This is a genomic window from Colwellia chukchiensis (assembly GCF_002104455.1).
Classification (GTDB): domain Bacteria; phylum Pseudomonadota; class Gammaproteobacteria; order Enterobacterales; family Alteromonadaceae; genus Cognaticolwellia; species Cognaticolwellia chukchiensis.
This window is the reverse complement of sequence record NZ_NBOC01000018.1, coordinates 1-26,673: the sequence shown is the minus strand read 5'-3', so window position 1 is coordinate 26,673 and position 26,673 is coordinate 1. Positions and strand designations below refer to the sequence as shown.

The following is a 26,673-nucleotide window of genomic DNA, read 5'->3' as shown; positions in this document are numbered from 1 at the left end:
TAAAACTCCAAAAATATGATAAAGGACAAAACCGCACTCTATTTCATAGCGCGATAGTAATATGATTAACCATTTTTCGCCATTTCTTTAGCACGCGCTAACGCACTATTCATTGCCGTGCTGACCAGTTGCTCTAAACCGCCTTCACTAAAAGCGCTAATAGCCGCTTGTGTTGTGCCGCCTTTTGAGGTCACATTCTCTCGCAGCGTTCCAATGCTGGTTTTGTTTTCTATCACCATTTTTGCCGCGCCAAATGCGGTTTGCTGGACAATTTCACGACTATCTTGCTCATTAAAGCCAAAGGCGCGTGCTTGCTTTTCCATAGCTTCCATAAATAAGAAAAAGTAAGCAGGGCCAGAACCTGAAATGGCGGTGATTTGATCAATTTGTTGTTCGCTTTCTAGCCATTTTACAATACCCACTGATTGCATCAGTGATTCGGTAAAGTTTTTTTCGGCTGCACTCATCAGCGGGTTGGCAAATATGCCGGTGACCCCAACACCTAATTGGGCTGGCGTATTGGCCATGGTTCTGATCACAGTACAGGGCTGAGCAAGGGCTTGTTCTATTTGCTTAATAGTACAACCAGCGGCAACCGAGATAAAACATTTGCCCTTTAACTCGGCTTGTTGGCCCAATTGCTGACATACATCGCTAATTAAATGAGGTTTTACACCGAGTACAACCGCATCTGCAAATGCCACAGCTTCATCATTGCTTTGGGTTTGCAAAATGCCGTGTAAACTCTGTAATGCTTGGCGCTTAGCTGCGGAAGGGTTTGACACTATAATATGTTTAGGGTTAAAGCCGCCTTTAACTAAACCTGCGATAATCGCAGCGTTCATATTACCGGCGCCGATAAATGCAATCTTGTTCATAATATTCCTGTTTTATTGTGACCGATACGATATTAACCGTTAACGGTAATATCAAGTGGATGCCATTTTTTATGGTAACTTGCTGTTGCGACAAGTGCCAGACGACTTTTGTCTGAGGCTTAATATTTTCGCACACAACAAGCGTTTTATTAGGGTTAACGTCGCGCACCAAATATTGCTGAGCCAATACGCACTATAGTGGCGCCTGCGTTAATCGCAAGCTGCATATCTGCTGACATCCCCATAGATAACGTATCCATGCTCGGGTATTGTTTTTTTAACGTCGTAAACAGTGCTTGCATCTGCATAAAGCTTGCTTGTGGTGCGTTTTTTTCTGGTATCGCCATTAAGCCGCGAATAGTTAATTGCTGACAATCGGCGATCTCCGCTAACAGGGCTGGCAGTTCAGTTGGAGAAACGCCGGCTTTGCTTTCTTCACCACTAATATTCACTTGTAAACAGATGTTTAGCGGGGTATCTTGAGCCAACCTGTGTGCATTAAGACGTTTTGCAACTTTGGCTCTGTCAATGCTGTGTACCCATGAAAAATGCTGGGCGATTAACTTGGTTTTGTTCGCTTGAATTGGTCCGATAAAATGCCATGTAATATCGGTTTTATCTTGCAAGCGTGTAATTTTATCTACCGCTTCTTGAACATAACTTTCGCCAAAGTGTCGTTGGCCAGCATCATAGGCTTGAAGGATCATCTCGGCCGGTTTAGTTTTGCTAACCGCAAGCAAGGTGACTTCATTGGCGGCGCGCTGAGCTTGCTGACAGGCTGAAGAAATTTGCAGTTCAACTTGTGCAATATTATCTTTAATAACAATCATATGGTTTATTTTAGTTCTCTATGACGCATGCTGTTGTGAGTTCAATTATTAATTCGACTAAGAGGTTTGTATGGATATTACCGAATTACTAGCATTTAGTGTGGAAAATAATGCTTCAGATTTACATTTATCAACCGGAACACCCCCATCTATTCGTGTCGATGGCGATGTGCGTAAATTAAATATACCAGCATTCGACGAAAAAGATGTTAACGCTTTGGTCTATGATATTATGAATGACCGTCAGCGCAAAGAGTATGAAGAAAATTTAGAGGTTGATTTTTCATTTGAAGTACCCAATTTAGCGCGTTTTAGGGTCAATGCCTTTAACCAAAACCGTGGTCCAGCAGCGGTTTTTCGTACCATTCCCAGTAAAATTTTATCATTAGACGATTTAGGTTGCCCCGATATTTTTCGCGATATTTCTGAATTACCACGCGGCTTAGTTTTAGTGACAGGCCCTACCGGCTCAGGTAAGTCAACAACGCTGGCGGCTATGGTTGATCATATTAATAAAACTAAACATGATCATATACTGACCATTGAAGACCCGATTGAATTTGTCCATGACAACCACTTATGTTTAATTAATCAGCGCGAAGTTCATCGCGATACTTTAAGCTTTAGCGCCGCTTTACGTTCAGCCTTGCGTGAAGATCCTGATGTTATCTTAGTGGGTGAAATGCGAGATTTAGAAACCATACGTTTAGCCATGACAGCAGCAGAAACAGGTCACTTAGTGTTTGGTACCTTGCATACCACGTCAGCCCCGAAAACTATTGACCGTATCATTGATGTATTTCCAGGTGAAGAAAAAGCTATGGTGCGCTCGATGTTATCAGAATCGTTACGCGCGGTTATTTCACAAACCTTAGTGAAAAAAGTTGGCGGTGGTCGCGTAGCTGCGCACGAAATTATGATTGGCGTTCCTGCTATTCGTAACTTGATCCGAGAAGACAAAATTGCCCAAATGTATTCGGCGATTCAAACCGGTATGTCACACGGCATGCAAACCATGGATCAATGTCTTCAAAATCTTGTTAACCGAGGCTTGATCACCAAACAAGACGCAATGGAAAAAGCACAAGATAAAAACCAATTCGCTGGTTACTAGCGTGGTGATGATGCATAGAGAAAAGGTAACACAATGAATTTTCATAATTTATTAGAAAAAATGGTAAAGCATCAAGCATCGGATATGTTTGTCACCGCTAAGTTAGCCGTTAGTGCAAAAATTAACGGTGAATTAGTGGCGATTGATGACGACATATTATCGCCAGCGCAAGCACTTAGTTTGGTGCATGATGCGATGAACGAAAAGCAAAAACAGGAGTTTGACCAAGATAAAGAATGTAATTTTGCTATTTCAATTGAGGGCATAGGTCGATTTCGTGTTTCTGCCTTTTGGCAGCGCGATATGGCGGGTATGGTTATTCGTCGCATTGTCACGGAAATACCCGAAGCTGATGATCTTGGCTTACCGTCGGTTTTAAAAGATGTGGTGATGTCTAAACGTGGTTTAGTGCTGTTTGTTGGTGGTACAGGTACAGGTAAGTCAACGTCAATGGCGGCGCTTATCGGCTATCGCAATAAAAATTCACGCGGCCATATCCTGACCATAGAAGATCCCGTCGAGTTTGTGCACGAACATGGTAAAAGTATGGTAACGCAGCGTGAAGTTGGGCTTGATACTGAAAGCTTTGATGCAGCATTAAAAAGCTCGTTACGTCAGGCACCAGATGTAATTTTAATCGGTGAAATTCGAAACCAAGAAACCATGGAGCATGCGTTAAGTTTTGCAGAAACCGGGCACTTGTGTATTGCAACTTTACATGCCAATAACGCTAACCAAGCCATTGATCGTATTATGCATTTAGTGCCAGCGGAGCAGCATGGCAAATTATTGTTTGATTTAGCCTTAAACTTACGCGGTATTGTTGCCCAGCAGTTGATCCCAACTCGTGACGGCAATGGTCGAGTGGCCGCCATCGAAATTTTACTGAATTCGCCATATATTGCTGAATTAATTAAGAAGGGTGATGTTGGCAGTATTAAAGAAGTGATGGAAAAGTCAACCGATCAAGGTATGCAAACGTTTGACCGAGCGTTGTTTGATCTTTATCAGCATGGCTTAATTAACTATGCAGATGCCTTACATCATGCTGACTCTCCAAATGATTTACGCTTAATGATAAAATTACGCAGTAATGATCAGGGGGGCACTGGCTCATTATCAGGTGTAACAATTGATGGCTTAGAGCCCAAAGATGAATAAGCTGCACCTATTCATCAATACCAGTGCCATCATGGTGCTGGTATTGATGTATTGACAAGGCTATACCTTTTCGCAACGCACTCGTTAAACTGTGAGGTTTGTTAAGCACTACCAAGCGCGAAGAACTCAGTTAAACACCATAACCAAAGCGGCAGCGTAATAATAGACATCAGCGTGGTGACCACAACAGTACCGGCTATGGTCTCTTGATGTCGCGCTTGTTGCTTAGCGATCAAATAAGCATTAACCCCAGTAGGACTAGCACTTAAAATGACTAAGGTCGCGGTGGTGAGCAATGGCAATTGTAAAACTAGGTGACTGAAAGCGAAAACAGCACTGGGTAGCAATAACAGCTTTAGCGCGCAGGCACTAATGATAAATTTAACTTCGCTGCGGATCTTATAAAACGCCAAAGATGCACCCAATAAAAAAAGTGCCAACGTAATCGCAGGCTTACCTAACAATAATAGGCTGTCATTGGCGATGTTAGGTAGCGAGAGACCAAGTAAATTAACTAAAAAGCCGCCGCTGATAGCAATAAGTAAGGGATTAAAAAGTGTTTGCTTGAGTAATAAGCGCCAGTTAAATTCGCGAAGGTTTACCGCGAGAATACTGGTTAAGCCGAATAACATCACGCTGTGCAAACTCACCACTAGAAAAATAGTGGGTATCACTTGCTCACCTAAAAACATAATGGCAACCGGCATACCCACAATCACGTTATTAGAATAACTGGCGCCGAGCGCATAAACTGCCGAAGCAGGTAAGTCTTGCTGTAAGTAATGGTGGAGATAATAATTTATTAACCAAGCAAGCGCATAAATCATTAATACAGGCAGGTAAAAGGCGCTATAAATATTAACATTAATGCTACTAAGATCGGCACTGGCTAATTGTTGAAATAAAAAAGCGGGTATCGCAATATTAAACGTGAACTTAGTTAAGGTGTCAATTTGAGCTTTGGTAAACCAATTGGTTCGCGTGAGGAAGTAACCAATAGCACCGACAATAATTAATGGGCTAATAAGCGCAATAATCGCCATTATGTTCTCTTAAATAAAAAGCGTTGCTCAGTGTTAAGAGTATGGGGCACGAGTCTACTCTTGGTTTTCAAAGTAACTTTCTAAAATTAATTTTGCTGAAGTAGCATCAATATGATCTTTTTTTAAGTTACGATAGCCACCTTGCGCAAATAAGTCTTCTTTTGCCGTCGCTGTGGTTAAACGTTCATCCTGAAACTCCACTTTTAGGCCAAAGCGACCGGCTACACGGTTACCAAACTTTTTCGCATCTAGGGTCAGTTGTTGTTCACTGCCGTCCATATTGAGTGGCAATCCCACCACCACAAAGTCAGGTTGCCATTCTTTAATATACTTTGTCATGCTAACCCAGTCGGGAATGCCATCACGGGCGGTGATGGTACCTAATGGCGAAGCCAAGCCTGTTAACTCTTGTCCAATCGCAACACCAATGTGCTTCTTACCAAAGTCGAAACCTAGCAGTGTCCGCTGACCAATCGCGGTTTTACTTGCCATTATGCATGACCCACTTCACTAGATAAGCGTGCTACATCAATGCCTAACTTTTCTGTGGCTTTCTTCCATCGTTGCTCGATAGGCGTATTAAAAACGATGTCGTCATCAGCGGGTGTGAGTAACCAAGAGTTGGCTTTAATTTCTTCTTCTAATTGGCCGGGGCCCCAACCCGCATAGCCGAGTGTAACCATATATTTTTCAGGTGCGTCTTCAGTACCAAGTGCCATTAAAATATCTTTAGAGGTGGTGATCATAACATGGTCATTTAATGCTAAAGAGCTGTTCCAGCCCGCTTGCGTGCTGTGTAAAACAAAGCCACGATCTTGTGACACTGGACCGCCGGTAAGCACTTGTTGCGATAGCTCTGGAATGTCTGCTTTTGCTTCATCAATTTGCAATAACAGCTCATTGACAGTGACATTAATGGGTAAATTAATAATTAATCCCATCGCCCCTTCAGCATTATGCTCGCAAATATAGGTCACGGTTTTATTAAAATAAGAGTCGTCTAAACTAGGCATAGCAATCAAGAGTTGATTTTCAAAACTATCCATAAATATACCTCTATCATCAAAAACAGTGCGCTAAAGTCAGCGGGCTTTAGCGCTAATTTTATGCGTTAGCGTTGGCGAATGTTTTGTTCAATCGCATCCATTAATTTACCGCTGATATTAATGGGATATGCGGCTTCTATTTCTCGAATACAAGTAGGGCTGGTGACATTGATCTCGGTGACCTTATCACCAATAACATCTAAACCAACAAAGAATAAGCCGCGTTTTTTCAATTCGGGTGCGATTGTTTCCGCAATCAGTTTATCGCTGGCACTTAATGGTCGCGCTTCACCACGACCACCTGCAGCCAAGTTACCGCGTGTTTCACCTTGCGCAGGAATGCGCGCTAAGCAATATGGCATTGGCTCGCCGTTGACAATTAAAATGCGTTTGTCACCGTCAATAATTTCAGGCATATACTCTTGAACCATAGCATATTGTGTTGCATGTGCAGTTAAAGTTTCCAAGATCACACCAACATTAGGGTCATTTTCGCCAATGCGAAAGATTGACGAGCCGCCCATACCATCTAAGGGTTTAATGATGACATCTTTGTTTTCTTTATGAAATGCTCTGATTTTTTCATTGTTGCGTGTTACCAGTGTTTTCGCGGTTAACTCAGGAAACCAAGCGGTAAATAATTTTTCATTACAATCGCGTAAACTTTGTGGTTTATTAACAATTAAGGTGCCGGCTAATTCTGCCCGCTCTAACATGTAAGTGGCATAAATATATTCGGTATCAAAAGGCGGATCTTTACGCATTAATACCGCATCTAAGTCAGCTACATTAATGTCTTCTTTGGCGCCAAGATCATACCAGTGTTCGCTGTTATCATAGACCGTAATTTTGGCTGTTGTTGCGCGACAAACCCCTTGCTCTAGATAGAGATCTTGCATCTCCATATAATAAATTTCATAGCCTCGTGCTTGTGCCTCTAACATCATTGCCATTGACGAGTCTTTTTTTACTTTGACTTCGGTAATAGGGTCCATGACAACGCCAATTTTTATGCTCATGTTATTTCCTAAATTATCTAGATATTAAATTAAGTCGCCGTAGCGACACTGTAATGCCGTGATGGCAGTAAGGGCGGCGGTTTCTGTTCTGAGTACTCGCGGACCAAGTAAAACATTGTGAAAGCCAGCGTCACTAGCAAGGGCAATTTCATCAGCACTTAATCCGCCTTCTGGCCCAATAAGTAGCCGCACACGCTGATTTTCAATAGGTAAACTCATTATTGAGTGCTGTGCCCTAGGGTGTAAGTTTAGCTTTAATGCCGAGCTTTGTTGTTGTAGCCAGTCGCTTAACGTCATAGGTGTTGCAACGTTAGGAACCACACAGCGACCACTTTGCTCACAGGCACTAATGACAATTTTTTGCCATTGCTGATGCTTCTTTGCCAATCGCTCGCCACTGAGTTTTACGCCACATCGCTCGGTAAAAATAGGTGTGATGGTATTTACCCCTAATTCAACTGATTTTTGTAGGGTAAAATCCATACGTTCACCACGCGAAATACCTTGGCCTAAATGAATATTTAGCGGTGACTCATTGTCAACCATACGTTTGCTGATTATCTCAACGTCAGCACTTTTTTTACTGACATTACAAAGTGTAGCATGATACTCAAAATACCCTTGCGGCTCGGCAATGCCATTAAATAGCGTGATTTCATCTTGATTTTTAAGGCGTAACACTCGTACAGCGTGGCCAAAGGCATCTTCATCTAGTGTCTGCTTTTGCCCGACAACAAAGGGCTCAGCTTGGTAAATACGAGGATTGCGCATAAAAACTTCCAAAATTACTGGTCAATGGTTGTAACTCACACGGGCTTAATTGCTTGCTTAGCTGCACAAAATGCGTAACTAAAGAGAAAACCCACTACAATGTCAATATAGCCTGTAAGTAAGGGCAACAGATAGTAAATTCAATTGTTTAGCAAAAATATAATTTTTATTTTGTCACGACATATCTAAATGGCGAAGCCAATACTATATTTTTTATATGGGACATGGCAGTAGATGCACATAAAGCGCTAAGCGTTTATGCTATATCGTTGACGTTACAAATATTTACGGTATTAATTAAAGCCTGCTGTACTATACCCCACCTCAAAAATCTCGAATGGGTTAACCTGTGCTAGCCGAGATTAACTATTTATAATAAAGGAGTTAGTTGATGCTTATTCAACTGCAAAATAAATTTACGTTGTCTTCCATTCGGCTAGTCACAAAGTGTGTACTACTTAGTGTTTTATGTTTATTGTCAGCTTGCGGTGATAAACAGTCGAGCTCACACACAGCACCGCCACCTGCTGTGTCTACCTATCAGGTTAATATCGAAAAAATAGGACAATATCGAGAGTTTGTCGCGCGTACTATGGCATCAAGAACAGCGCAACTAATTGCACGCGTTGAAGGCGAACTTATTGCACAGTCATTTAAAGAAGGCTCAGTTGTTTCGCAAGGACAAGTATTATTTAAAATTGACCCAACAGCCTATATTAGCGCATTAGCGTCGGCAAAAGCAGATTTAGCCAGCAAAATAGCGGGTGCTCAGGGAGCTGCACGCGACCTGAAACGTGGCAGAGATGTGGCTAAACAGGGCTATATTTCTCAGTCTGATTTAGACAGGTTAATTACTAAAGACGCACAAGCAAAAGCCGCCGTTAACGTTGCAAAAGCGGCATTAGCGCAAGCAGAGCTCAACTTAAGTTATACCACTATAAAAGCGCCATTTTCTGGGCATATAGGCCAAGCCAACTATGGCGTTGGCAATATTGTTGGCCCACAAACGGGGGCGTTAGCTGTGTTAACCGCAACCGATCCTATCTATGTTAGCTTTGGCTTTGAAGAAAGTAATTTTATTACTTATTTGCAGAACAAACGCAATAACCAAACTGACGCGGATGATCTTTTTGATATCCGCTTAAGACTGCCCAACAATACTATGTACCCACAAGCAGGCAAGATATTTTTTGCCGATACTAAAATTGAGCAAGGCATGGGCAATGTCGAGTTAAGAGCAGAGTTTGCTAACCCTGATGCAATCATTTTACCTGGGCTTTTTGTTACCTTAATTGTTGAAACCAAAGCGAAATCGGATATGGCGTTAATACCGCAAGCCGCGGTGCAAGAAAACCAGCAAGGTAAATTTGTATTAGTGGTTGATAGTGATAACAAAGTTGTACAACGTATTGTTACCTTAGGCCGACGTATTAATGCCATGTGGGCGGTTGAGTCAGGGCTAAAAGCAGGCGAGCGTGTGATTATTGAAGGCTTGCAAAAAGTGCGTAACGGTATAGTGGTGACGCCAGTTAATAAACAGGTAGATCCCCTAACAGGTGTAATAACCGACCAGCCAGCACAGTAAGGGGCAAGTTATGATCAGCAAGGTATTTATTAATCGCCCCAAACTGGCATTTGTTATCGCCATACTGCTTAGTTTAGCCGGCTTAATTGCCATGATGTTACTGCCGGTAAACATGTACCCACAAATTACCCCACCGCAAGTTGAAATTACCGCGGTTTATCCAGGCGCCAGTGCGCAAGTGGTTGAAGAGTCAGTTATTCGACCGCTTGAAGAGCAGATCAATGGCGTGGAAGACATGCTGTATATTGAGTCAAGTGCGTCAAATAATGGCAGTGCCACCATTACGGTATTTTTTAAAGTGGGTATTGATGACGATATTGCGCAAGTGAATGTGCAAAACCGTGTCGCTTTAGCACAGAACTCTTTACCCAGTGAGGTGATGCAGATTGGGGTAAGTGTTAAGAAAAAATCTAGTGCAATGTTGATGGCCATCACCTTGTTTTCAGAGCAAGACAATATTGATCAATTATTTCTCAGTAATTATGCAACTAACTATTTGACCGAGCCATTAGGGCGTATTCCAGGCGTGGCGGCTGCCAGTGTCATGGGCAATATGAATTACAGTATGCGCGCCTGGCTAAACCCAGATCGCATGACATCGTTAGGTATTACCGTCACAGAGGTAAGACAAGCACTGCGAGAGCAAAACTTAATTGTCGCTGCTGGTAAACTTGGGGCGAGCCCGTCATTACCCAATCAACAATTTGAGTACGCCATTCAAGCACAAGGACGCTTAAAGTCAGCGGCCGAGTTTGGCCAAACTATTATTCGCGCAGACTCAGACGGCAACTTTATCCGTCTATCAGAAATTGCTCGGTTAGAGCTAGGCTCTGAAAACTATGGCGTGCAAGCACATTTAAATGGTAATGAAACCGCGTTTATAGTGATTTATCAGTTGCCAGGCGCAAATGCGACGCAAGTGGCAGAACAAGTAAAAATTGCGATTGCTGAACTCGCCACGCGTTTTCCCGATGGCTTAAAATATGCCATACCCTATGACACTACAGAATTTATCATCCGTTCTATTGACGAAGTTAAAGTTACGCTTTACCAAGCGGTTGCCTTGGTTATTTTAGTGGTGTTTTTATTTCTGCAAAACTGGCGCGCAACTATTATTCCGGCGATTGCCATTCCGGTGTCATTAATTGGCACTTTTGCTTTTATGCAAATAATGGGTTACTCGATTAATACCATCACTTTATTTGGCTTGGTATTGGCGATAGGTATAGTGGTTGATGACGCTATTATTGTCATTGAAAATGTTGAACGTATCCTTAAAGAAGAAGGTTTAGCGATAAAAGCCGCGGTAACTAAAGCTATGGCGCAAGTCACCGCTCCAATTATTGCTACCACTTTAGTGTTAATGGCGGTGTTTGTGCCTGTGGCCTTTATGCCAGGCATAACGGGTGAGCTGTATAAGCAGTTTTCGGTTACCATTTCATTTGCCGTGCTTATATCTTCAATCACTGCCTTAACCTTAAGCCCAGCGTTATGTGCGGTGTTATTAAGTGCAGAAAAATTAAAGCCTGTTTCTTGGTTGCTCCCCTTTGAGCGTTTGTTAGGACGAAGCACAACGCAATATACGGGCGCTGTTAATTGGCTTTTAAAGCGTTCATTGCGCATAGGTAGCTTAGTTATCATCATGTTTGCTGCCACGGCTTGGTTAGCAAAAGAAGTTCCGACCGCCTTTGTACCAGAAGAAGATCAAGGTTTTATTTTTCTTGATATCCAGTTGCCAGATGCCGCCTCGAGTAATCGCACCCAAGCCTTATTGGCAAAAATTACTCCTATTATCAAGCAAGATGCAGCGGTAACCGATCTTGTTACTGTCTCAGGCGTGTCATTAATTGGTGGTCCAGGCTCTAACAATGCCCTAGGTATCATCATTTTAAAAGATTGGGAGCATCGCTCTGATCCCGCGTTTAAGTTAAATGCGGTTATTTCACGTTTAATGGCGCAATTGTGGACCATACCTGATGCACAAATTATGTTGTTTAATCCACCCGCCATTCCAGGGTTAGGGACAAGCTCAGGTTTTGAATTTAAATTACAAGACAGTGAAGGGCGCAGTCCTGCGAATTTAGCGCAGGTTATGAATGGATTGATTTATGATGCGAATCAACGGTCAGAATTAAGCCGAGTGTTTAGCACCTATCGCGCTAATGTGCCGCAGTACTTTCTTGAAGTAGATAGAAATAAAGCAAAAGCGCAAGGGGTGGCTTTATCTGATATTTTTGCCACTTTACAAGCGCAGCTGGGCTCTATGTATGTTAATGACTTTAGTCAGTTTGGTCGCACTTATAAAGTGACACTGCAAGCGGAAGCCTCGTTTCGTAAAGATCCCACCGACCTGCGGCATTATTATGTGCGCAATAATAAGGGGGAAATGGTGGCGTTAACGACGTTAGCAACGCTTAAGCCAATTTTAGGACCTACCACTATAAGTCACTTTAACTTGTATCGAAGTGCATCAATAAGTGGCCAAGCAGCACCGGGCTTTTCGTCAGGGCAAGCCATTGCTGCGATGGAAGAATTGGCCGCTAATTTACCGCAAGGCTATGTTTTTGAGTGGTCGGGACAGTCCAAACAAGAGTTAGAAGCAGGCAATTTAGCACCAATACTTTTTGCCTTGGCGATCGTGTTTGTGTATTTGTTTTTAGTAGCGCAATACGAAAGTTGGACCATACCGTTTGCCGTGATTGCCGCAGTGCCTTTAGCGGTATTTGGGGCAATGTTGGCGTTATATCTACTGGGAATGAGCAATAATATCTATGCACAAGTAGGGCTCATACTATTAATTGGTCTGGCCACTAAAACCGCAATCTTAATTGTTGAATTTGCCATGAGCCAGCGTAGCGCGGGCTTAAGTATTAACGAAGCAGCACTAAGTGCAGCGCGCATGCGCTTTCGTGCGGTGTTAATGACGGCACTGTCATTTATATTAGGAGTGCTGCCCTTGGTATTAGCATCAGGCGCTGGTGCGGGCAGTCGTATTTCATTAGGGGTTACTGTACTGGCCGGAATGATTTCAGCAACCATTTTTGGCACCTTATTCGTACCGTATTTTTATATGATGGTGCAGCGAATGCGTGAATACGGCAAAACCACAGTGGTGGCAGAACAGGATAAGCTATAACTCATAGCTCATAAAGCTGAAAAACTAAAACCAGCAATAAAAAAAACCGCTCATTGAGCGGTTTTTTGTCGAGATATTAAATGCCAGCGGACAAGCGTAATGCCTCTGCTTTGTCGGTTTTTTCCCAACTAAAAGCGGTAAAGGTGTCATCACCTATGGTCATTTCAAATGGCTCGCGACCAAAGTGACCATAAGCGGCCGTTTGTTTATACATAGGGTGTAGTAAGTCTAACATTTTGGTAATGCCATATGGGCGTAAGTCAAAATGCTCACGCACCAATTCAACTAAGCGCTGCTCAGAGACTTTACCTGTACCAAAGGTATCAATGGAAATTGAGGTAGGCTCTGCAACTCCTATTGCGTAGGAGACTTGAATTTCACAACGATCAGCAAGGCCTGCAGCGACAATATTTTTTGCTACATAACGCCCAGCGTATGCGGCGCTGCGATCAACTTTTGATGGATCTTTACCTGAGAACGCACCACCACCATGACGTGCCATGCCGCCATAGGTATCAACAATAATTTTTCGGCCCGTTAAACCACAATCACCCACCGGACCACCAATAACAAAACGACCGGTTGGATTGATATGATACTTAGTATCTTTAGTCAATAATTCTTCAGGCAAGACATGCTTGATTATGTTTTCCATCACCGCGTTGTGTAGGTCATCTTGCTTAATATCAGGGTTGTGTTGCGTAGATAACACCACAGTGTCAATGGCAACTGGCTTGTTATCTTCATAAATGAAAGTCACTTGGCTTTTGGCATCGGGACGTAACCAAGGTAAAACTCCAGACTTACGCGCTTCAGCTTGGCGCTCTACTAAGCGGTGTGAGTAATAAAGCGGGGCTGGCATTAGCGTTTCAGTTTCATTGGTGGCATAGCCAAACATCAAACCTTGATCACCTGCACCTTGCTCTTCAGGCTTGGATCTATCAACACCTTGGGCAATCTCCGGTGATTGTTGGCCAATTAAATTCATAATGCCACAAGTTTCGCCGTCAAAACCCACATCTGACGATGTATAACCTATCTCAGAAATAACGTCACGGGTAATTTTTTCTAGGTCGACCCATGCGGTTGTGGTAACTTCACCGGAAATAATGGCAACACCCGTTTTTACCATAGTCTCGCAGGCAACGCGTGCATGTTTATCTTGGGCGATAATCGCATCTAAAACCGCATCAGAAATTTGATCGGCAATTTTATCTGGATGTCCTTCTGATACTGACTCAGAAGTAAAAAGGTGTGTAGACATAAACCCTCTGTAAAATTAATTGAAAAAACAACAGTTGTTTTTAATAGCGACATTCTAACCGTTTAGTTAAATTTTTCCTAGAATTATTTACGCCTAGATGGCTAAACGTCTCTAGGCTTGAGCTAGATCATTTAAAATTGTAGTTAAGCGTGAAACCTGTTTTCGATTACGGGAAGGAATGTAATTGCACTGGCTCTGGCAAAATATGGTTAAACAATGCCTGTTGCTCCTTATTAAACTTAGAGCTATAAAAGCGACTAGTACCTAGCTTGTTACTATCGTTTAACAGTTGATAATGTGTCAGTTGACGTTGTAATTGCGCGGTAACAGGGCGAGCGGTCTCCATGATATTAAGCTCATTACCACATACTTCTTTGATCAGAGACATTATTAACGGATAATGAGTGCAACCCAGCACTAAGGTGTCAACGCCAGCAGCCATTAATGGTCGCAAATAACCAGATAACAGTGCCCGACACTCAGCAGTATCTTGCTTATTTTGCTCAATCAATTCGACTAGGCCAGGGCATGGCTGAATGCTCACCTGACAGCTATCGCGATACTGCGCTACTAAATTTAAAAATCGTTGATTTGCCGCCGTTGCTTTGGTGACTAAAATCGCCACTTTGTTATTTTTACTTATTTTGGTGGCCGGTTTTATTGCCGGCTCAACACCAATAACGGGAAGGCTAACTTGTTGGCGCAGTTGGTCGATAGCATTGACGGTTGCCGTATTGCAGGCGACAACCAACGCTTTGGCATCACGGGTAATACACCACTGGGCAATTTCGTTTAGCCGTTGCTGAATAAAAGCTGCTGACTTATCACCATACGGGGCGTATAAGGTATCAGCCACATAAAGTAAATTTTCATATGGCAGTTGTTGTTTTATACATTGAGCAATCGATAAGCCGCCAACACCAGAGTCAAGTATGGCAATGGGCGCCTGGTTTGGGTTTTGAGCTGAAACAGCAGCGTTTAAGGCGAGACTTTGATTTGGCGTATTCGTTGACATTAAAGCGAAGCAACTTACAAGAGTTTAAATGACTATCGGTAATTATATTATCAACTGCTAAATGATATCTAGCGCAATCTTTATTTCAAGACAGATAACGAAGAACACCAGGCATTTTGCTAACTGCCAAATTAGCTCTACTTTTTCAAATTTGCGCTGATATATCGCTGCTATCATGGCGTTATTAACGAGTGTCGGGAAAAGTTCGAAACAGTGACAAGTTTGTCAGGGATATAAAAAATGAGTGACTTCCAAGGTGTTGCAGCTCACATAGTCCTGAACACCGGGTGTGTTGCTAGCGATGCGCGGATATATCATGGCGTTATTAACGAGTGTCGGGAAAAGTTCGAAACAGTGACAAGTTTGTCAGGGATATAAAAAATGAGTGACTTCCAAGCTGTTGCAGCTCACATAGTCCTGAACACCGGGTGTGTTGCTAGCGATGCGCGGATATATCATGGCGTTATTAACGAGTGTCGGGAAAAGTTCGAAACAGTGACAAGTTTGTCAGGGATATAAAAAATGAGTGACTTCCAAGGTGCCGCAGCTCACATAGTCCTGAACACCGGGTGTTCAGGGCGGATATATCATACTAACCGTAGGCTTCCCGATACGAGCCGGGCTTGCTCAATAGCTAACAATCAACATCCTTAGGTAAAACTTATCGGCTCAGGGACATAGTTCGCATACAAACACCCCAGAAGTCGAAGCCATTATAGCTAAAATCGTCAGGGGTTATAAGCCTTTTATCACTTGTTAGACCTGATTGCTTAATGCTTGAGCGAATTGAAGTTTCTTTCAGCAAATAAGGGCGAAGCAAAAAGAGTTGAATAATAAAAAAATAACTATGCGCTTTTACTTGGCTTAAGGGCTTGCTCTATGGTGGCTTGTAATAATTCGATTTTGCTTTGCATTTTTTCGCGCTCTTGCTCACTTTCAGCGCGAGTTTGAATGAGGTCATTGGCAAGGTTTAATGCCATCATCACTAACGCTTGCTCAGGGGTTTTTGCCGCTTGGCTTTGCTTGGCAACTTGGTTTAAGCGTTTATTGATCTCGTCTGCCGCCTGCAATAGCGCCGACTCATGGCCCGAAGGACAAGCGATCTTTAATCGTTTGTTGGCAACATTGATTGTTACTGTGTGTTGGCTCATGACGCGATAATTCTCAATACATTACGGTAATATTTTGTCGTTATTCACTGAAAATATTACGCTACTGGCTTGTAATACCAAGAAAAGTTATGAACAGCAAAACTTAGTACCCCATAAAGAGGAACTATAACGGTGCGAGTTGCACTATGCAAGTGATCTCTATGGTTTTTTCTGGAATCGTGTCAGTGCCAATGTTAAGATAGCCGGCAATATTCCCCTGATTGATTTTATATTTTTTATGGCTGACAGCAACACCTTAGACTTTCCCTCAGTACAAGCAATTTTAACCAGTGCAGGGGTTGAGGCACATGCCGCTGAAATTCACGGCGTATTGACCGGCTTAATTGCGGCTGGTTTTGAGTTTGAAAGTAGCGATTACCTCGCCATGATCAACGACCTATTAAACAATGCTGAAGGGTTACCGGTGGCGGTAAAAAGTATTGTCAAAGACGCGTACAGTGATATTTGGCAGCAAATTCTTGATGAGTCCTATAGCTTTCAATTATTACTCCCTGATGACGACGATAGCATAGTTGAACGTGCCCATGCGTTAGGTAAATGGGTGCAAGGCTTTAATTTAGGTTTTGGTTTACAACAAACAAAAAACACGGCTTTTTCCGATGACGTTAAAGAGGTGTTGGCAGACTTTGGCGAAATCGCCAATTTATCTGATGATATGGATGAAAGCGAAGACACAGAGCAAGCCTACTTTGAAATTGCCGAATACGTGCGCATTTCCGCATTACTGTGTTTTACCGAGTTAGGTACGCCACCAAAACCACAAGACGGTGAGGCAACCCTACATTAACAAGGGGCATTAGCCTAAAGTATCAAGCTTTTCGCTACACCCTCATATATTCCTTTACCATTAAAATATAAGCGGCTAACAATGTTAAAAAATACCTTATTACCTGTTGCTGAGTTTTGTCAGCGTCGCGCACACTTTATTGGGCAAATGCCAAATAATAGTATAGCGCTCATTGCTGCTGGTAATGAAGTTACGCGCAGTAACGACACCGAATATCCGTTTTGTCAAAACAAACAATTTTATTATTTAACGGGTTTTAATGAGCCCGATGCAATACTTGCGTTAGTAAAAACCGATGACAGCGCAGCAGCACGCAGTATTTTATTTTCCCGCGAAAAAGATCAACTACAAGAAGTTTGGCATGGGCGACGCATAGGCCAACAACGCGCGGTAACTGAGTATAAGTTTGACGATTGTTATAGCTTAGCGGACATTGACCAACAGCTAGTCGCGTTATTAGCGAATAAAAGTGCGGTTTTAATTGCTCAACCCACGGCTAATGACTTTCAACAACGAGTACTAAATTGGTTAGCTGAAATTAGAAAGTCGGCCCGCACTGGTGTTAAAGCGCCAAGCAGCTTAATTGATTGTAGTGACCTGCTTAACGAAATGCGTTTGCATAAATCAGCAGCCGAACTCGATATTATACGCAAAGTGAATATCATTAGCGGCGCTGCACATCAGCGCGCAATGCAGCAATGCCAAGCAGGTAAGTTTGAATATCAAATTGAAGCTGAGCTGTTACACGAGTTTGCCATCAATGGCGCCAGACAAGCTGCTTATGGCTCTATTGTCGCCGGTGGCGACAACGCCAATATTTTGCATTATACCGACAATGACGACGTGTTAAATGATGGTGAGCTACTGCTTATTGATGCCGGCGGCGAGCTTGCCGGTTATGCTGCCGATATTACGCGCACGTTCCCAATCAACGGTAAGTTTAGCGAGCCGCAAGCGGCTATTTATCAACTGGTGCTCGATAGTCAAAACTTGGCCATAGCTGCCACCATGCCAGGACAAACGTTTGCTGAGCTGAACTGCATCGTTGGTGAGTTTTTGACCCGTGGTTTGTACGAGCTAGGCATACTGAACGGCGATTTAAACGAGTTAGTGGCGCAAAATGCCTGCAAAAAATACTTTATTCATGGCTTAGGGCATTGGTTAGGGCTTGATGTGCATGATGTTGGTGATTATCAGGTTAATGAAAGTCGCCAGCAAATGCGGGCTTTTGCCCCCGGTATGGTATTGACTATCGAGCCAGGTATTTACATTGCTAAAAGTGATACTAGTGTTGATGAAAAGTGGCGCGGTATTGGCGTGCGTATCGAAGACAATATTTTGATCACCGCTAACGGCTATGAAAATCTCACCGTCAATGCGCCAAAAACCATCAATGAAATTGAAGCCTTAATGGCGCGCTAAACGCTAGCCAGTTGGCACAGACAACATGCATAGGCAGCAAAGTTAATACTTGATTAAAAACAAAGTGCACGCGGTAATAACAAGATAAGCTTTTGCTAATGTGCCCCAAGCCACTTTAGCAACCAGCTAACCAAGCGCGTTTAAAAATAAAGCGACATAAATAGCTAAGTAGCGAAGTGGCATAACGGCGAGTAACTAAGGTTAAACATGACGAATAGCACAAAACATGCAACACCGCGTGACACAGGCGCTAGGCATTTTGATGTCATTATTTCTGGTGGCGGCTTATCAGGCGCGTTAATGGCGCTGAGTTTGGCAAACTTAGTGAACCCGCAAAACACTTCCTTAAATATTGCCATCATAGAAGCTAACCCTGTGCTTAGTGAGTCGTCAGGCAGTTTTGATGAGCGTGTGCTAGCCTTGTCTCATGGCAGTGCTGCCTATTTAGCTGAGGTAGGGGCGTGGCAATATTTAGCGGACTACGCTGAGCCGATCAACAACATTCATATTTCCGATCGGGGTCATTACGGCAAAGCCCGATTATATGCCAAGCAGCATCAGGTTGAGGCGCTTGGCTATGTCGCGCAAATGTCGGGTATTGGTGCCGCCATGTTAACCGCGCTCGCAGCAAAACAAAATATTAGTTGGTTTAGCCCAGACACCATTGCTGATATTCAGTGGCAAAGCGAGCAAGTTAACATCAGGTTAACTTCAGGCCAGCAATTATCGGCAGCACTATTATTGGCCTGTGATGGCGCACAATCTGTGTGTCGAAAGTTCGCTAACATTGCCACCAGCAGCCGTGACTATCAACAATCGGCATTAATTGCTAACGTGGTTACCGAAAAGCACCATGGCAATATTGCCTATGAACGCTTTACCGATACCGGCCCCATTGCCATGTTGCCACTGCCGGCGGTAAGTAGCGCTGGGCAAAAACAAAAAGTGCCGCAAGGGGCAGGGCATTGCTCATTAGTGTGGACCTTAACGCCAACTCAAGCCGAGCAAATGCAGCAACTTAATGATCATGACTTTGCTCAGCAACTTAGCCAAGCGTTTGGTTACTGGCTGGGTAATATCAAGCATGTTGGTCAACGCGTGGTGTATCCACTTAAATTAGTGCAAGCGCATGAGCAAGTGTTTCATCGAATGGCCTTAATTGGTAATGCCTCTCATACCATTCACCCGATTGCTGGGCAAGGTTTTAACCTAGGATTGCGCGATGTTAGCGCCATGACAGCGCTAATAAAACAGGCGCTTGTGCAACAGCAAGACATTGGTGCATTCAAACATTTAATGCACTATGCTCAGCAGCGTCAGCAAGATCAGCAACAAGTGATCACCTTAACCGACTCGCTAGTGACCTTGTTTTCAAATCAGCTGCCGCCCTTAGTGGTGGGGCGAAATATTGGCTTAAAAGTTTTAAACTACTTACCTGTGCTAAAAAATGCGCTGGTTAAGAAAACCATGGGTTATTAGTGGGCAGTTTTAAGCGCTTAGCTTTAAGCTATCTGTTTTCAATAATGCTAAGTTGCAAGTATCACCAAGGCTTGCGATTAACATTAATAATAAATGTGAAAGATAATGCAAAAATTTGATCTATTAATTGTCGGTGCTGGCACGGTGGGCTTAACGCTGGCATTGGCACTTCGTCAGCAAAGCGAGCTAACCATTGCCATTGTCGATAATATGGCCGTTACATCGTTATCTGACGAGCCAGAGGTGCGGGTAAGTGCCATAAACGCCACTAGCGAGCAAATATTTACTCAGCTTGGCGTTTGGCAAGACATTTTAGCCATGCGCGCGCAGCCTTATCATGACATGCATGTTTGGGACAAAGCCGGTTATGGTCAACTGGACTTTTCAGTAGAAGATGTTCATCAACGTCATGCCAGTCATGCGCCGGAGCAACTGGGTTTTATTATTGAAAATAAAGTGGTGCGCAATGCCTTATGGCATAAAGCCGAACAAGATAGTGGCATAGTATTTTTTACCGAACATAAGTTACAGCAAGTTAGTGCCAGTGAAAACGAAGTTTTTGCCAGCTTTGAACATGATGGCACTACCAGCAAACCCGCCATGCCTATTATCGCCAAACTGGTGGTGGGGGCAGACGGTGCAAATTCTTGGCTTCGTCAACACCTGCAAGTGCCGTTAACATTTAGAGATTATGATCACCACGCCATAGTGGCGACAGTGCAATGCCAACAAGGTCACCAAAATACGGCTTGGCAAGTGTTTCTAGCAACCGGACCACTTGCACTATTACCGCTATATCAAGCTGATTTATGCTCTATTGTTTGGTCAACTAGCCCTGAAGATGCCAATCGGTTGATGGCTTTATCGGCAACCGAATTTGCCAAAGAACTCACCGCCGCCAGTGACGGTAAACTGGGCGCTATAACATTAGCAAGCGAGCGTTTTAGCTACCCGTTAACCATGCGTTTTGCCCAAGAATTTGTGCAAGGACGCATGGCATTAATTGGTGATGCTGCTCATACTATTCACCCGTTAGCGGGTCAGGGAGTAAATTTAGGGCTGCTCGATGCCGCCGCATTAGCACAAACCTTAAGTGAGCAATTTTCGAGCGCACAAGCTAATGGCGCTATTGATGACAACGCTTGGTACAGCGAAAAAGCACTACAGCAATTTGCTCGGTGGCGTAAAAGTGAAGCCATGACCATGATTGCGGCTATGGAAGGTATTAAACAAGCCTTTAGCCCGCAGCAAAGCGCCTTTAAGTTACTACGCGGTGCGGCCATGTCGTTACTTAACCACACTAAACCTGCTAAATCGTTGCTGATCAACCAAGCTTTAGGCCACAAAGGCGAGCTACCTCAACTTGCCCAGACGCCCATTGCGCAGCAAACGCCAAAGTTGTGATCATACCTAGATTTTAATTGACCAAGTAGTCAAGTAATAGCAAGTGATTGGCGAGAGTTTTAGTGTTAAAAAAAATTGTTAGCAGCGGCGATAAAATTTAAGTTTGCGCTTGGCTGAATATTTATGCGGTCAATGAATTAAATTTTTAAACATGGTGGTTTTGAAAATTTAATTTCGAATGATTTAAATTCATGGTTTTATATTTTAATATCACGTTCTTATTTGTTGAATCAACAGTAACTCAGGGCTATAATCTTGGCCACTTTTTGTAAATCTTCCGGCTTTAATCTAGGTTTAGTAAACGTGCGGCGTTTAGGCACTGAAAAATCAAGATAAAGCAACTAACGTGAGTGAAACCTACGATGACAAATAAAACAGTATTACATGCCAAGCATATCGAAGCGGGCGCAAAAATGGTTGATTTTTACGGCTGGGACATGCCGATCAACTACGGCTCGCAAATTGAAGAGCATCACGCGGTGCGCACCGACGCTGGTATGTTTGATGTTTCACACATGACCATTGTTGATATTAACGGTGCAGACGCGAAAGCATTTTTACAGCGCTTAGTGACCAACGATGTCAACAAGCTTGATGTTGCAGGTAAAGCACTTTATACCGGCATGTGTAACGAGCAAGGCGGTATTATTGATGACTTGATCGTGTATTTCTTCTCAGACACTGCATATCGCCTAGTGGTAAACTCAGCAACCCGTGAAAAAGATTTAGCGTGGATAAATGCACAAGCGGCAAACTATACGGTGACCATCACTGAGCGCCCAGAATTTGCCATGATCGCCATACAAGGCCCACAAGCAAAAGCCAAAGTGGCTACGTTGTTAACCGCTGAACAAAATGCCGCTATTGAAGGCATGAAACCATTTTTTGCGGTCCAAGCCGACGACTTATTTATTGCCACCACAGGTTATACCGGTGAAGACGGTTACGAAATTGCTTTACCGGCCGAACAAGCGGCAGAGTTGTGGCAACAATTGCTTGATGTGGGTGTAAAACCTTGTGGTTTAGGTGCCCGAGACACTTTACGTTTAGAAGCCGGCATGAACTTGTATGGTTTAGACATGGACGAAAGCGTATCACCGTTAGCGGCAAACATGGCTTGGACCATTAGCTGGGAGCCAGAAGATCGTAACTTTATTGGCCGACAAACATTAGCCGCACAACGCGCCGCTGGCGATCAACCTAAACTGGTAGGTTTAGTGCTCGAAGAAAAAGGCGTATTACGCGCTGGCCTTAAGGTGATCAGCGCTGACGGTGAAGGCATTATTACTTCAGGTACGTTCTCGCCAACATTAGGTCACAGTATTGCCTTAGCACGGGTACCGCGCAGCGTGGCAGTTGGTAGTACCATTGAAGTTGAAATGCGTAAAAAGCTAGTGAAAGTACAAGTGGTTAAGCCTGGTTTCGTGCGCAACGGTAAAAAGATTTTTTAACAACCTTTATATCAACCCAGTGTTTTTAAGCGCAGATAAACGAGTTTAAAAATGCTGAAAAATTAAGCTATAGTATCAGCTAACTGGCGCAAGTCATATCTTGTACTAAAGTAGCTTACAACAAAATTTTAAATTTAAGATCAGGAACAATAAAATGAGCAATATTCCTTCAGAATTAAAATATGCAACATCTCATGAATGGGTACGTAACGAAGGTAACGGTGTTGTTACCGTTGGTATTACCGAGCATGCACAAAACCTATTAGGTGACATGGTATTTGTTGAGCTACCAGAAGTGGGTGACGCGGTAAGTACAGGTGACGACGTTGCCGTAGCTGAATCAGTAAAAGCAGCATCAGACATCTACGCGCCAGTAACTGGCGAAGTGGTTGAAATAAATGAAGAGCTTGAAGACACACCTGAGTTAGTTAACTCAGACGCATTTGGTGACGGTTGGTTATTCAAGTTAAAAATTGAAGACGAAGGTGAGTTAGAAAGCTTGCTAGACGCTGAAGGCTACGCCAACTCGATTGACGAAGACTAGTTTTAGCCTGTCAATAAAGCCTAGTTTACTCGGTTATGCGGGCGGCCTTTACTTATTTATCAAAGGTAATGGCACTGTGCTTAACAACTTTGCTAGCGCAAGCTTGACCTAGCTAAAACCTTTTAAGCCTTAAACTCATGACAGTTTGAGGCTTTATTTTTTAAATACAACCTACTTTATAGTGAAGCTGTTTTATGACTACTCCATATAATGACTCTTTATCTTTAGCTGATTTAGAGCAAAGACAAGATTTTATTCGTCGTCACATTGGTCCAAATGAAGCACAAACGCAAGCCATGCTGCAAGAGCTTGGTGTTGAATCAGTTGACGCCTTAGTTGATGAAATTGTGCCAAGCGATATTCGTTTAGCCAACTTACCGGCCATTGAAGAAAGCAAAACCGAAGTACAAGCCTTAGCTGACTTACGCGCAGTGGCCAGTTTAAACCAAGTTAACGACAGCTATATTGGTTTAGGCTATTACGGCACCTTAACGCCGAACGTTATTTTGCGTAACGTACTAGAAAATCCCGGCTGGTACACCGCGTATACCCCTTATCAACCAGAAATTGCCCAAGGCCGATTAGAAGCCTTGTTAAACTTTCAACAAATGTGTATCGACCTTACCGGTTTAGAGCTAGCGTCAGCGTCATTACTTGATGAAGGTACCGCGGCGGCAGAAGCCATGGCATTGGCAAAGCGCGTTTCTAAAAATAAAAAATCAAACTTATTTTTTATCTCAAGTGATGTTTATCCACAAACCATTGACGTAGTTAAGCAGCGCGCAGAAATGTTCGGTTTTGACATTGTGATCGCACCAGCCGATGACGTGGTAGAGCACGATGTATTTGGCGCCTTATTGCAATACCCAAGCGCTACAGGTGAAGTACGCGATATTGAGCATTTAATTGCTAAAGTGCATGAGAAAAAAGGCATAGTTGCCGTTGCCGCCGACATCATGAGCTTAGTGTTACTAAAAGCACCGGGTGAATTAGGCGCAGATGCCGTTATTGGCTCAAGCCAGCGTTTTGGTGTGCCTATGGGCTACGGTGGCCCACACGCCGCGTTTTTCACAACCTCTGAAAAATACAAGCGCTCTTTACCAGGGCGTATTATAGGTGTTTCAAAAGATACCCGTGATAACCCAGCACTGCGCATGGCTATGCAAACACGCGAGCAACATATTCGTCGCGAAAAAGCCAACTCAAACATTTGTACTGCACAAGTATTGTTAGCCAATATGGCATCATTTTACGCTGTTTATCATGGCCCTAAAGGCTTAAAAGTCATAGCTGAGCGTATTCATCGTTTTGCTGACATTTTAGCTCATGCCGCTAACTTTAAAGGTTTAACACCGTTACACGGACAGTTTTTTGACACAGTAACCTTTAATCTTTCTAGCGAGAAAAAAGCAGAAATTGTTGCGCGTGCATTAGCCAAAGGCGTTAACTTTCGTACCGATGTTGAAAATCAAATTAGCATCTCAGTGGACGAAACCACTAACCGCGCTAAACTTATCACCTTATTTGACATCTTATTTGGTGAAGATCACAACCTAGACATAGAACTACTTGACGCGGAATTACGTGTATTAGGTAGTAGCTCTATTCCAGCGTCATTAGTGCGCGAATCTGACATTTTAACGCACCCAGTATTTAACTCGTATCACAGTGAAACTGAGATGCTACGTTATATCAAAAAGTTAGAAAACAAAGATTTAGCATTAAACCACTCAATGATCTCTTTGGGTTCATGTACCATGAAGCTCAACGCAACCGCGCAAATGATCCCAGTATCATGGCCTGAGTTTGCCAACATGCATCCGTTTGCTCCGGTTGACCAAGCCCAAGGTTACAAACAAATGATCGACGAGTTAGGTGAAGCCTTAATTGAGCTAACCGGTTACGATAATATTTCTATGCAACCTAACTCAGGCGCACAAGGTGAATACGCAGGCTTGATCGCCATTCACAAATACCACGAAAGCCGTGGTGATGGTCATCGTAATATTTGCTTAATTCCAGCTTCAGCGCACGGCACAAACCCAGCCTCAGCCATGATGGTTGGCATGAAAGTGGTGGTAGTTGATTGTGATAAAGAAGGTAACGTTGACATGGACGACTTGCGCAGCAAAGCAAGTGAGTTAGCCGACAACCTGTCGTGCATCATGATCACATACCCGTCAACACACGGTGTTTACGAAACTACCATTGCAGAAATATGCAATATTATTCATCAGCATGGTGGTCAAGTTTACCTAGACGGTGCCAACATGAACGCGCAAGTAGGTTTAACCTCACCAGGCTATATTGGTGCTGACGTTTCACACCTTAACCTACATAAAACCTTTGCGATACCACACGGTGGTGGTGGACCGGGTATGGGCCCTATCGGCGTAAAAGCGCATTTAGCACCATTTTTACCCGATCATGCCTTAGTCAACGTGAGCGAAAGCACGCAAGGCAACGGTGCGGTATCTGCTGCCCCTTATGGCAGCGCCGGTATTTTATGTATTTCATACCTTTATATTGCCTTACTGGGCAGAAAAGGGGTAACCGATGCCAGTAAATACGCCATTACCAATGCCAACTACTTAGCGAAAAAGCTTAGCCAACACTACCCCATTTTATACGCCGGTAAAAATGGCCGCGTAGCACATGAATGTATTGTTGACTTGCGACCGCTAAAAGCCTCGTCAGGCATTACTGAAGTTGATATAGCCAAGCGCTTGAACGATTATGGCTTCCACGCGCCAACTATGTCGTTCCCGGTTGCGGGTACCTTCATGATAGAGCCAACTGAGTCTGAATCAAAAGTTGAGCTTGACCGCTTCATTGAAGCTATGGTGAGTATTCGCGATGAAGTGCGTAAAGTTGAGTCTGGCGAATGGCCAAGTGATGACAACCCATTGCACAACGCACCACACACTATGGCAGACATAACCGCACCTTGGGATCGCGCATACAGCATCCAAGAAGCTGTATTCCCAGTGCCAGCGGCAGCGGCAAACAAATTCTGGCCAACGGTAAACCGTATTGATGACGTATACGGCGACCGTAACTTAATTTGTAGCTGCCCACCGCTTTCTGTTTATCAGGATTAGTGGTTGTGTGCCTGAATATTTAAAATTCAGACAATGTATTAAAAAATAGACAAACTTCGGTTTGTCTATTTTTTTGGGGTTTTATAAGGCTTATGTAACTTAAATATTTACAGAGCTTCACGGAATAGATGGTTAAGATAATTAACTAGAGATATTTTCAATACTTTTTCAAACTTTAAGTATCATTCTTTAATGGAGTTAAGTGTTATTTGATTACCTTCAATTGTTTTAATTACAACTGGAAGACCAATTTCGTATGTTGTGTCGTTTCTTACTGATTGACCTACATATTCAGTAATGTCCTCTTGAAGAGTATTTCCAGTGTTGATCTGATTAAATGGAACCGCACACTTTTGTGAAGGATAATAAACCCAGCAACAAAGGTGTGAAAATGACCCAAAGAAGAAAACCTAGAAAATATACTGATGAGTTCAGAGAAGAAGCAGTAAAG

General features: G+C 43.2%; 21 protein-coding genes and 1 other RNA gene. 11 read left to right on the top strand and 11 right to left on the bottom strand.

The features are described 5' to 3' along the window. Positions 1 to 65 precede the first annotated feature (65 nt). Together proC and B6K83_RS15665 are read right to left on the bottom strand one after the other, a co-directional pair. Positions 66 to 878 (bottom strand): pyrroline-5-carboxylate reductase, encoded by an 813-nt coding sequence (gene proC / locus B6K83_RS15670; protein WP_085285811.1) that lies wholly within the window; start codon positions 876 to 878, stop codon positions 66 to 68. A 155-nt stretch (positions 879 to 1,033) separates the two neighbouring features. Further along, positions 1,034 to 1,708: a YggS family pyridoxal phosphate-dependent enzyme gene (locus B6K83_RS15665; protein ID WP_085285810.1), complete on the bottom strand. Its 675-nt coding sequence runs from the start codon at positions 1,706 to 1,708 to the stop codon at positions 1,034 to 1,036. 70 nt (positions 1,709 to 1,778) lie between these two features. Between B6K83_RS15665 and B6K83_RS15660 the strand changes: the two genes are divergently transcribed. Together B6K83_RS15660 and B6K83_RS15655 are read left to right on the top strand one after the other, a co-directional pair. Beyond that, positions 1,779 to 2,822, top strand: coding sequence for a type IV pilus twitching motility protein PilT (locus B6K83_RS15660; protein ID WP_085285809.1), 1,044 nt, complete (start codon positions 1,779 to 1,781; stop codon positions 2,820 to 2,822). A 33-nt stretch (positions 2,823 to 2,855) separates the two neighbouring features. After that, complete coding sequence (locus B6K83_RS15655) at positions 2,856 to 3,983, top strand: PilT/PilU family type 4a pilus ATPase (protein WP_085285808.1); 1,128 nt, start codon at positions 2,856 to 2,858, stop codon at positions 3,981 to 3,983. A 101-nt stretch (positions 3,984 to 4,084) separates the two neighbouring features. Here the strand turns inward: B6K83_RS15655 and B6K83_RS15650 are convergent, their stop codons facing one another. From B6K83_RS15650 to rsmE, 5 genes are all read right to left on the bottom strand, one after another. Continuing rightward, the gene (locus B6K83_RS15650; protein WP_085285807.1) at positions 4,085 to 5,026 is read right to left on the bottom strand and encodes an AEC family transporter; all 942 of its coding nucleotides are present in this window, start codon (positions 5,024 to 5,026) and stop codon (positions 4,085 to 4,087) included. Between the two features lie 54 nt (positions 5,027 to 5,080). After that, positions 5,081 to 5,518: a Holliday junction resolvase RuvX gene (ruvX, locus tag B6K83_RS15645; RefSeq protein ID WP_085285806.1), complete on the bottom strand. Its 438-nt coding sequence runs from the start codon at positions 5,516 to 5,518 to the stop codon at positions 5,081 to 5,083. Next, entirely contained in the window at positions 5,518 to 6,072 is a 555-nt protein-coding gene (locus B6K83_RS15640) for a YqgE/AlgH family protein (RefSeq protein WP_085285805.1), read from the bottom strand. The genes ruvX and B6K83_RS15640 overlap by 1 nt, the downstream gene beginning before the upstream one ends. A 65-nt stretch (positions 6,073 to 6,137) precedes the next feature. Next, a complete protein-coding gene (gene gshB, locus B6K83_RS15635) occupies positions 6,138 to 7,091 on the bottom strand; it encodes a glutathione synthase (protein WP_085285804.1) in 954 nt (317 codons plus the stop codon). Positions 7,092 to 7,115: 24 nt separating this feature from the next. Then, on the bottom strand, positions 7,116 to 7,862 hold the full coding sequence (gene rsmE / locus B6K83_RS15630; RefSeq protein ID WP_085285803.1) for a 16S rRNA (uracil(1498)-N(3))-methyltransferase: 747 nt from the start codon (positions 7,860 to 7,862) through the stop codon (positions 7,116 to 7,118). Between the two features lie 391 nt (positions 7,863 to 8,253). On the opposite strand from rsmE, the gene B6K83_RS15625 reads away from it, so the two are divergent. Together B6K83_RS15625 and B6K83_RS15620 are read left to right on the top strand one after the other, a co-directional pair. Further along, positions 8,254 to 9,447: an efflux RND transporter periplasmic adaptor subunit gene (locus B6K83_RS15625; RefSeq protein WP_085285802.1), complete on the top strand. Its 1,194-nt coding sequence runs from the start codon at positions 8,254 to 8,256 to the stop codon at positions 9,445 to 9,447. A gap of 10 nt (positions 9,448 to 9,457) precedes the next feature. Beyond that, positions 9,458 to 12,583, top strand: a complete 3,126-nt coding sequence (locus B6K83_RS15620) for an efflux RND transporter permease subunit (protein ID WP_085285801.1) — start codon at positions 9,458 to 9,460, stop codon at positions 12,581 to 12,583. 76 nt (positions 12,584 to 12,659) lie between these two features. Here the strand turns inward: B6K83_RS15620 and metK are convergent, their stop codons facing one another. From metK to B6K83_RS15600, 4 genes are all read right to left on the bottom strand, one after another. Further along, entirely contained in the window at positions 12,660 to 13,847 is a 1,188-nt protein-coding gene (gene metK, locus B6K83_RS15615; protein WP_085285800.1) for a methionine adenosyltransferase, read from the bottom strand. Between the two features lie 166 nt (positions 13,848 to 14,013). Then, a complete protein-coding gene (gene murI, locus B6K83_RS15610) occupies positions 14,014 to 14,862 on the bottom strand; it encodes a glutamate racemase (protein WP_198951700.1) in 849 nt (282 codons plus the stop codon). Positions 14,863 to 15,388: 526 nt separating this feature from the next. After that, positions 15,389 to 15,569: non-coding RNA, 6S RNA (gene ssrS, locus B6K83_RS15605), on the bottom strand. Between the two features lie 138 nt (positions 15,570 to 15,707). Then, a complete protein-coding gene (locus B6K83_RS15600) occupies positions 15,708 to 16,013 on the bottom strand; it encodes a cell division protein ZapA (protein ID WP_085285799.1) in 306 nt (101 codons plus the stop codon). 139 nt (positions 16,014 to 16,152) lie between these two features. Between B6K83_RS15600 and B6K83_RS15595 the strand changes: the two genes are divergently transcribed. From B6K83_RS15595 to gcvP, 7 genes are all read left to right on the top strand, one after another. Beyond that, positions 16,153 to 16,821 (top strand): UPF0149 family protein, encoded by a 669-nt coding sequence (locus tag B6K83_RS15595; protein WP_233144055.1) that lies wholly within the window; start codon positions 16,153 to 16,155, stop codon positions 16,819 to 16,821. Between the two features lie 81 nt (positions 16,822 to 16,902). Next, positions 16,903 to 18,243 (top strand): Xaa-Pro aminopeptidase, encoded by a 1,341-nt coding sequence (gene pepP / locus B6K83_RS15590; RefSeq protein ID WP_085285798.1) that lies wholly within the window; start codon positions 16,903 to 16,905, stop codon positions 18,241 to 18,243. 207 nt (positions 18,244 to 18,450) lie between these two features. Beyond that, positions 18,451 to 19,722: a 2-octaprenyl-6-methoxyphenyl hydroxylase gene (gene ubiH, locus B6K83_RS15585; protein WP_085285797.1), complete on the top strand. Its 1,272-nt coding sequence runs from the start codon at positions 18,451 to 18,453 to the stop codon at positions 19,720 to 19,722. Positions 19,723 to 19,827: 105 nt separating this feature from the next. After that, positions 19,828 to 21,126 (top strand): UbiH/UbiF/VisC/COQ6 family ubiquinone biosynthesis hydroxylase, encoded by a 1,299-nt coding sequence (locus B6K83_RS15580; RefSeq protein ID WP_085285796.1) that lies wholly within the window; start codon positions 19,828 to 19,830, stop codon positions 21,124 to 21,126. Positions 21,127 to 21,488: 362 nt separating this feature from the next. Further along, entirely contained in the window at positions 21,489 to 22,577 is a 1,089-nt protein-coding gene (gene gcvT / locus B6K83_RS15575) for a glycine cleavage system aminomethyltransferase GcvT (protein WP_085285795.1), read from the top strand. Positions 22,578 to 22,731: 154 nt separating this feature from the next. Further along, the gene (gene gcvH, locus B6K83_RS15570) at positions 22,732 to 23,121 is read left to right on the top strand and encodes a glycine cleavage system protein GcvH (protein WP_085285794.1); all 390 of its coding nucleotides are present in this window, start codon (positions 22,732 to 22,734) and stop codon (positions 23,119 to 23,121) included. A 194-nt stretch (positions 23,122 to 23,315) separates the two neighbouring features. After that, the gene (gene gcvP, locus B6K83_RS15565) at positions 23,316 to 26,222 is read left to right on the top strand and encodes an aminomethyl-transferring glycine dehydrogenase (RefSeq protein WP_085285793.1); all 2,907 of its coding nucleotides are present in this window, start codon (positions 23,316 to 23,318) and stop codon (positions 26,220 to 26,222) included. Positions 26,223 to 26,673: the final 451 nt, after the last annotated feature.